The organism is Gemmatimonadota bacterium (genome assembly GCA_026705765.1).
Lineage (GTDB): Bacteria > Latescibacterota > UBA2968 > UBA2968 > UBA2968 > VXRD01.
In genome coordinates, this window is the sequence record JAPPAB010000182.1 from 45,007 (window position 1) to 52,770 (window position 7,764).

The window sequence follows — 7,764 nt, forward strand, 5'->3', positions numbered from 1 at the left end:
TCACGTCCATAGTCTATGTCTCAAATCGCCCACGCCATACTTCCTCACTGCGTCGTCGATCCGATAACAGAGCTTCGCTCACAAAACACAACAGCGCGAAAGCCAAAGGCCATTGAAACCTGTGAATATACTGTGCGTAACGCTGCGTACCCAAATCGCGCTTCTCCATCTCCGCAATCCGTTCATGCACAGCCTGCAATCCAATTCCCCCACCGCTGGCACGCACATATAATCCATCGGTCACACGCGCAATCTCCTTCAGTGTTGCCTCATCCAACCGCGTCTTGATAATCTTGCCCTCGTCATCCTTCAAATAATCTACTCTATCGCCATCGCGAATGGGGATCAACTCACCTTCTGCAGTCCCTACACCTACCGCAAAAATTCGCACATCTTCCTCCGCTGCCGCTCGCGCTGCTGCAATGGGATCGCCACTGTGATTCTCGCCATCCGTAATCAAAATGAGCGCTTTGTATTTCCCATTGCGCGACCCAAAACCCCGAATCGCAGCGCGAATTGCTTCTGCAACCGCTGTACCCTGCTCTGAAATCAATGTGGCATTGGCCTGACCCAAAAACATTTTTGCCGCACCATAATCCAGCGTAAGCGGACAAAGCACATGGCTATAACCGGCAAAAGCCACCAGGCCGATGCGGTCGCCTTCAAGGCGATCGATCAACCCCTCAATTTCAAAACGCGCACGTCCCAGCCTATTGGGTTTAATATCCTCGGCCAACATACTCAATGACGTATCCAGAACAATCACCAGATCGACGCCCCGACGGTGAATCAATTCCAACTCAGTGCCAAACTGCGGCTGCACCAGTGCCAGAACCAGAAAAACAAATCCGACACACATCAGTGCGGATTTTATGCCTTGCCGCATGCGACTGACACCTGAAGCGAGTTTATCCATCAACTCGGGGGCGCCAAATGCATACAGCGCTCTGCGTTTACGTCGAAAAGCCCACCAGAAAAAAAGCGCGAAAATCGGTACGCAAAAAAGAAAATAAAAAGCCTGTGGATCGCCAAATCGCATCTAAGGCAACCTCCGAAATCGCGTATTCCCCAGCACCAATTCCAATGAAAGCAATGCCAAACCGGGATAGAGAAACAGGTGAAACAACTCGCGATAATCCACATATTCGCGCACTTTGATCTCGGTCTTTTCCATTTCCCCAATCTCGGCGTATATCTCCTCCAGCTTTTCTTCACTCGTCGCTCTAAAATATCTCCCGCCCGTAGCATCTGCCACTTTTTTAAGCGTCTCTTCATCAATCTCAACTTTGACCGGTACAAATCGCTTACCAAAAATCCCATCAACCTCCTGCATAATCGTCCCCCTGCTGCCCGCACCAATTGCATAAATACGGATACCCACGGCCTCTGCTGCGCGCGCTGCAGTCATCGGATCGATCTCGCCGCGATTATTCTTCCCATCTGTCAATAAAATAATCACCTTGCTCTTGGCCTCAGATTCTCGCAAGCGATTCACCGCAGTTGCGATCCCCAAACCAATCGCAGTGCCATCCCAGTCCTTGCTGGCAATTTCAACACCATCGAGAAAACTCAAAAACACGCCGTAATCCAGCGTGAGTGGGCATTGTGTATAGGATTCTGCGGCAAAGACCACAAGCCCCAGGCGATCATTGGCACGCCCCTGTGCAAATTGCGCCACCACCTCTTTACACACTGCCAACCGGGTCTTGCGCTGGTCTGCCAGATCTTTGGCCTCCATACTGCTCGACACATCAATCGCCAGCGCAATGTCAATGCCCTGACTCAAAATTTCGCGGCCCTCGCGCCCAGACTGGGGCCGCGCCATCGCCGCGATGAGCAAGGCCAGAGCCACACAGCGAAACGCGATCAAACTGTGCCGCAACTTCAGCGAAAAAGATGGGCCAATACGCCGAAAAAGGCGCGTATCGGAAAACCGAATGCGCCCCGACTTGCGCCTTTCGCGCCCAATATAGCGATAAATGAGCACCGGAATAAACAACAGGAGCAGCAACCACTCTGGATTGGCAAAACGCATCACCTATCTGCCTCCTGCGTCACAGAGGGTGTAACCAGAGTATTCACAATGTCGCGCACGCCATCCATCGCCTCGCGCGCCATGTAATCACGCGGTGTAAATTTGGCAAACTTGACCCGATCTGCTTCATTCAAAAAGCCTTCGATAGCCATCACCAATTGATCGTCAAATGCCTGGACACGCAAATCTCGCCCAATCTCAAACGTCGTGCGCTCCACTGCATGTACGGGAGTTTTGGCTTCCAAACACCGCCTTAAAACAACCGATAACAGAGAATAATACTGCCGGTAGTTTTCCCGCTCTATCAGCCCCAACTGCCCCACCCTGTCCAATTCCTCTAACCAGTTGACCGGCGGTGGTGGCAACTCGACTCCTGGACGATGCCTGCGTCGATAAATATACCAGACCAACCCTGCAAGCAATAGAATCAGTCCGCCAACCGCCAGCCAAAACCACACTGGAATCTGTGCTACCACAACCATCGGAGGCTTTACATCTCGAATATCCGTCGTGCCTTCTGGCTTTACACTCTGCACCAGCACATCAATAGGTTGCGACGTAATTTTTCCAGAATCGCCCTCTGCATTGACAAAATGCACGGAAACGGGTGGCACGCGAAACGCGCCCACCTGATAAATCGCCAGCACGAGGTCTTGCGTTTCCCGCACCCGTCCATTTTCGAGTTGCTCTGTTTCAACCCCACCCGTGTGCCGAATCTCAAATGGTTGGGGAAAATCTTTCCCATACGAGATTTCCGCCTTATCATCAGCCCCGCGATGAACGCGCAGACGCAAAACAAAAGGGTCGCCAATTGCAATTGTATCGCGGTCAACCCCTGTCAAAAATTCTACCGTTGCATCGGTCGGAACCGTTTGTGTCCCGATCCATATTGCGAATAAAAAATAAATCGCACGCATTGCCGTCCATTATGCTCCTTCTTGTATCGCGCCCGAAGTCAAATTGAGCCGCAGCCACGACATCACCGAATACGGCAGCACAACCACCTCCCGGTGCGTTTTGGCCGTGCCGTACCAAAAATTGTTGGCCTGCCCAATGATCAGCTCTTGCACCAGTGTTTCGCCCCGCCACAGAAAAACCGTCAACTCGGGATCATCCAGACTATCTGCGACAGATTTATCCACTTGATCGGGAAACTCGGCAACGACCAGATGGTGAACGCGATCAATCAAATCCTCAACGCCTACACCTCCCTCTACAACACGCCCATCCCCCATCACCACCTGCCACGAATCATCGCCATCCTTCGCGCAATTCACTACACTGTCTCGATATGCCAACCGCACGCGGTCAACACCCGCGCGATCAAACTCAAAAACGCGCTTGTAACGCAACTGGTTCAATGGAATATCCAGAGATTCTGCGATCAATTGTTCGACGATAAACACCTGTGGACGATTCATTATACGCCCATACCACAATTTCCGCCGATTATCGGGAACGCGCTTGCCCAACAACAGCGTATTGGGCACTTCATTGTCTTCTGTATACAACACAACTTTGTAATCCGGATCGTCGAATCCGTAAATTGTGGGATCATCCACTACCTCTTTGTAAAAGGATTCGACGCGCTCGTCTTTCAAGTGCCCCAACAGCGTCAAAACCTCGCGCGCGTCAGCCCGCTCTTTTACTGGCTGAACGAGATGCCACTTCAGCCCATCCCGCACGACCTCATAAACACCTTCAGGCGTTTGGAAATACGCCCGCGAGACCAGATCGGGATCAAAGGAAAACGCCCGCGTATCGCGCAATGCCATCAGCGGACGATTAAACCGCGCGCGATATTGTTTTTTGGTCAACACGACCGTGTTTCCGCCCGACCATGTAAAATAGCACCCTTGCTTGGAGGGAATATCATTGCCGAAAAACAACCAAACGGGATCGCCCGATATGGGTTCAAATCGCACTTCAACCACGGGCGGATTCAGCCCAAAACCGGCGAGATCAACCCCTGCGTAATCGCCTTCATCAACCACAGCCCGACCGCGTTCAACAATCTGTGCGATCTCGATCATACCCTCAAATTCTATCCAATCGGCGGGCACTTCCAGCGGCTTGATCAGTTCCCACTCATTGCCGCGCTTCTCTGCTACAAAGTATCCGTATTCATTGGTCAATGTCAATCGCGCAACGCGATGCCGCTGAACTTCAATAAACGCATTCTTCGCCTCAACCTCGCGTTGTTCCTCTGCCATGCGAGGACGTTCAAACAAAAAGACAAACCCCACCAACCCCAAAAGCAAAACCGCCAAAATCGCTGTCACCTTAAAACCCACAATTTCCTCATTTGTCATCGGTTGTCAGTTGTCAGTTACCCCACCCAACCAGTTCGTCTTCTTTCATCTGCGTTCATCTGCGCCATCTGCGGATCACCCTTCTCATCGCCTGCGCCACCAGACCAGTACACCCGCAACAATCGGAACGCCTGGCAACACCAGCCAATACACCCATCGAATCCAAAATTCATCGCCAGGGTTCAATACCAGCGGGCGAAAGAGCGTACTCTTGGGCCGAATCGTAATTTTATCGCGCGCTCTGAGCAACCAATTTGCTGCATTCATAAATAAATCGCCGTTGCCAGCCCCAGGTACCTCTACAAAGCGATTGCTCGCAAAATCCGAATCGCCAAACACCACAATCCGCGCCCGCCCCCCACGTCGATCATCACCCGCTTTCGCGGCAATAGTGGCCGGACCTTCCACAACCATCGCCAACCACAGCGGCCCCGGTTGGTCAGCCCCGGATGTATATTGAACCGCCTCTTTATCCTTAGCCGAAATGGCATCCAGATTGGTCTCACTCCAGCTATTCGGCGAAGACAGAACCAGCGAAGAAACATCGGCACCCGGCAAAGACCCCACATGTTCCATTGAGCGCACCAATGGATAAAACGTCTGCAATCCCGAATGCTTCTCTGTGATGGGATGTTTGCTATAATGCGTCGTCACAGGAACCGAAAAATCTGCGCCCGTCAGCACCTGGCTTTTATCGACCACAAAATCATTTCGCAGGCCAATAGACCACTTTCGCAACAGCGGCTCAAGCCCCGTATCGATGAGCGGATCCAGCAAAAAGAATGCCGCGCCTCCCCGATTGAGATACGTTGCTACAATATCGATCTCTGCTGGCAAAAACGGGCGTTTTGGTCCCGCGATAATCAGCGCATCACAATCTTTGGGCACGCGCTGTGATTGCGCCAGCACCAGGGATGGACGCACATCGTGGTTGCCTTCAATGAGCAACTGCTTGATCCCGGAAAATCCCTGCTCCGATTGGTCGTCGGGATGCGCCTCCTCATGTCCCCCCACAAAATATACCACCTGCCGCTCTTCGCTCATCAAACGCGCAATGCCATTAGTCAACGCTTTTTCAGACGTTTCCTGAATCCTCTCTTCCCGACTGCCATATTCGATCACCGAAACACCATACCGCGTCACAGTATATCGCCTGGCCTCAATCGGCTCTCTATCGGGATCGACAAACCGGTACGCAAAACGTCTCGAATGATAGGCATACTGCTTGAGCAAATGCTCGTAATCGCGCTGCTCTGCTTCGCGGAAAAACGCCACAACATTGACATCCTCAGACAAATTTTCCAAAAGAGAAATCGTTTGGGGCGATAGCGTATAAAGACCGCGAGCCGTCAGGTCAAAGCGCGCGTGATACCGCGTGGTTAAAAAATTAATCACCGCCAGAATACCCAGCGTGATCAACACCGCCACAAGGGCATTAGACCCGTATTTCAATATCCGATGTGATAAAAATTTGGGCATAAATCTATCTCTATTTCTCACCCGAGTAATGGCGCACGGCATCCCAATCGAGTTCTATACCGAGACCCGGCGCAGTGGGAATAGTAAGCAATCCGTCTTCATCGAGTGAAAACGGCGTAGTGACAATATCTTCGATATAAGGCGATGGGGTAATATATTCGACCCAGCGCGCAATGGGATGTGCGGCAGACAGATGGAGATCTGCCAGGAGGCCAATAGCGGTGTTCCAGCCGTGTGTGACGACCAGAACATTGTGGTCATACGCATACCATATCAGGCGTCGCACTTCAGAAATACCCCCCACTTTCGTGACATCGGGCTGAATAATATCATATGCGCCACATTCAATCCACGGCATGAAACTCTGGCGGCGAGTAAAAACTTCTCCACCGGCAATGCGGACAGGTGAATATTCTCGCAATTTGATGTGGCCTTCAATATCGTCGGGCGGGAGGGCTTCTTCAAACCAGGTGATATCGTAATCGCCGAGCATGCGAGCGGTTTCAATCGCCCATTTGTAATTGTGAGGCCAAAAGGCATCGCTGCCGCCCGCATCAACCATGAGTTCCACATCGGGGCCACAGGTGTCTCGGGCGATTTTGATGAGGCGTTCATCCATATGGCGGTCAACGCGCCCAAAAGCGCCCCAACCGAGTTTGAGTGCCCTGAAACCGCGGTCGAGCGCGTCTTGCAAAGTGTTGGGAAATGTTTCGGGGTCTTCAAAAAGAATCGATCCGTAAGGTTTTATTTTTTTGCGATAATATCCCCCGAGCAAGCGCCCAACGGGCTGCCCAACCACTTTGCCCAAAATATCCCATAGCGCGATATCAACACCGCTAATCGCATGGGTAACAGCACCTCCGCGTCCCTGCCAGAAGGTCATCTGGTGAAGTTTTTCAGATACGCGCTCGGGTTCCAGCGCATTTTCTCCAATGATATTGGGGCGCAACAGCCCCATCGCCCCATCAACCAGGGATTTACTGGTAAAAACACTTCCAATACCACTCACACCTTCATCCGTCTGAACTTCGACCAGCGTGTGCATATTTTCATCTGGTCCAGGCTCGGCTGTCCAGCCCGTCATAGGCGTTTCTCCAAAAAGCGGAATCGTGCGAACTTCGGTGATTTTCATCCGTGCTCCTTCAAGTATTCGGCTACAGCGCGTGCGACAATACATTCCTCGTCGGTCTGGACAATCAGAACGACAACCGCGCTGTCAGATGTCGAGATCATCCCATCTGTGGGAGGATCGGCATTTGCGACCTCGTCGAGGTGAACGCCCAGGTATTCGAGCCCGGTGCAGACGCGCCGACGCACATTTGCTCCGCGTTCGCCAATGCCCCCGGCAAAAGCAATCGCATCCAGACCGCCCAGTGCAGCGGAACAAGCGCCGATTTCTCTTTTGATCCCATAACAAAATGCCTCCAGAGCGAGACGTGCGCGCGCGTGACCCTTTTGAGCGGCTTCTTCGAGGTCACGCACATCGCCACTAACACCCGAAATGCCGAGCAAACCACTTTCTTCAGACAGAATGCGGCTCATCTCGCTCGTCGATAAATTTTCCTGGTCCATTATATAGGGAATAATGAATGGATCAATAGTTCCAATGCGCGTGCTATTGATGATGCCTGTTTGAGGCGAGAAGCCCATCGTGGTATCTATGGATTGACCGTTGCGAACCGCGCACAAAGAGGCACTCCCGCCGAGATGGCAGGATACCATGCGGAGATCCTCGCGGTTGAGTATTTGCGCCGTGCGTTGCGAAACGTAGCGATGGGACGCGCCGTGGAAGCCGTATTTGCGAACCCCGTATTTTTCATACCAGTCGTAGGGCACACTATAAATATAGGCATAATCGGGTATGTTGACGTGGAAAGAAAAAAAAAAAAGTCCAACCAGGGGCAGATTGGGAGCACATTGCTCGAAAATGCGAATCGC

At 52.0% G+C, this 7,764-nt stretch carries 7 protein-coding genes; all 7 read right to left on the reverse strand.

What is annotated here, in order from left to right; translation table 11 throughout:
• Nucleotides 1-13 precede the first annotated feature (13 nt).
• Nucleotides 14-1,039, reverse strand: coding sequence for a VWA domain-containing protein (locus tag OXH16_23680; protein MCY3684405.1), 1,026 nt, complete (start codon nt 1,037-1,039; stop codon nt 14-16).
• Complete coding sequence (locus OXH16_23685) at nt 1,040-2,035, reverse strand: VWA domain-containing protein (protein MCY3684406.1); 996 nt, start codon at nt 2,033-2,035, stop codon at nt 1,040-1,042.
• Nucleotides 2,035-2,952 carry a BatD family protein gene (locus OXH16_23690; protein ID MCY3684407.1) on the reverse strand — a complete coding sequence of 306 codons (918 nt, stop codon included), beginning with the start codon at nt 2,950-2,952 and terminating at the stop codon, nt 2,035-2,037. Before OXH16_23690 ends, OXH16_23685 begins: the two co-directional genes overlap by 1 nt.
• Nucleotides 2,953-2,961: 9 nt before the next feature.
• Nucleotides 2,962-4,347, reverse strand: coding sequence for a DUF4340 domain-containing protein (locus OXH16_23695; GenBank protein MCY3684408.1), 1,386 nt, complete (start codon nt 4,345-4,347; stop codon nt 2,962-2,964).
• An 84-nt stretch (nt 4,348-4,431) separates the two neighbouring features.
• Nucleotides 4,432-5,826, reverse strand: coding sequence for a Gldg family protein (locus OXH16_23700; GenBank protein ID MCY3684409.1), 1,395 nt, complete (start codon nt 5,824-5,826; stop codon nt 4,432-4,434).
• A gap of 10 nt (nt 5,827-5,836) precedes the next feature.
• Nucleotides 5,837-6,958, reverse strand: coding sequence for a mandelate racemase/muconate lactonizing enzyme family protein (locus tag OXH16_23705; GenBank protein ID MCY3684410.1), 1,122 nt, complete (start codon nt 6,956-6,958; stop codon nt 5,837-5,839).
• Nucleotides 6,955-7,764, reverse strand: an 810-nt coding sequence (locus OXH16_23710; protein MCY3684411.1) for an acetate/propionate family kinase, incomplete at its 5' end; no start/stop codon positions are given. The genes OXH16_23710 and OXH16_23705, both read right to left, overlap by 4 nt.

Bases quoted from the DNA above. Each gene is read 5' to 3' on its own strand.
- OXH16_23700 (MCY3684409.1), bottom strand. From the start codon at position 5,826: ATGCCCAAATTTTTATCACATCGGATATTGAAATACGGGTCTAATGCC.
- OXH16_23680 (MCY3684405.1), bottom strand. From the start codon at position 1,039: ATGCGATTTGGCGATCCACAGGCTTTTTATTTTCTTTTTTGCGTACCG.
- OXH16_23685 (MCY3684406.1), bottom strand. From the start codon at position 2,035: ATGCGTTTTGCCAATCCAGAGTGGTTGCTGCTCCTGTTGTTTATTCCG.
- OXH16_23695 (MCY3684408.1), bottom strand. From the start codon at position 4,347: ATGACAAATGAGGAAATTGTGGGTTTTAAGGTGACAGCGATTTTGGCG.
- OXH16_23705 (MCY3684410.1), bottom strand. From the start codon at position 6,958: ATGAAAATCACCGAAGTTCGCACGATTCCGCTTTTTGGAGAAACGCCT.
- OXH16_23690 (MCY3684407.1), bottom strand. From the start codon at position 2,952: ATGCGTGCGATTTATTTTTTATTCGCAATATGGATCGGGACACAAACG.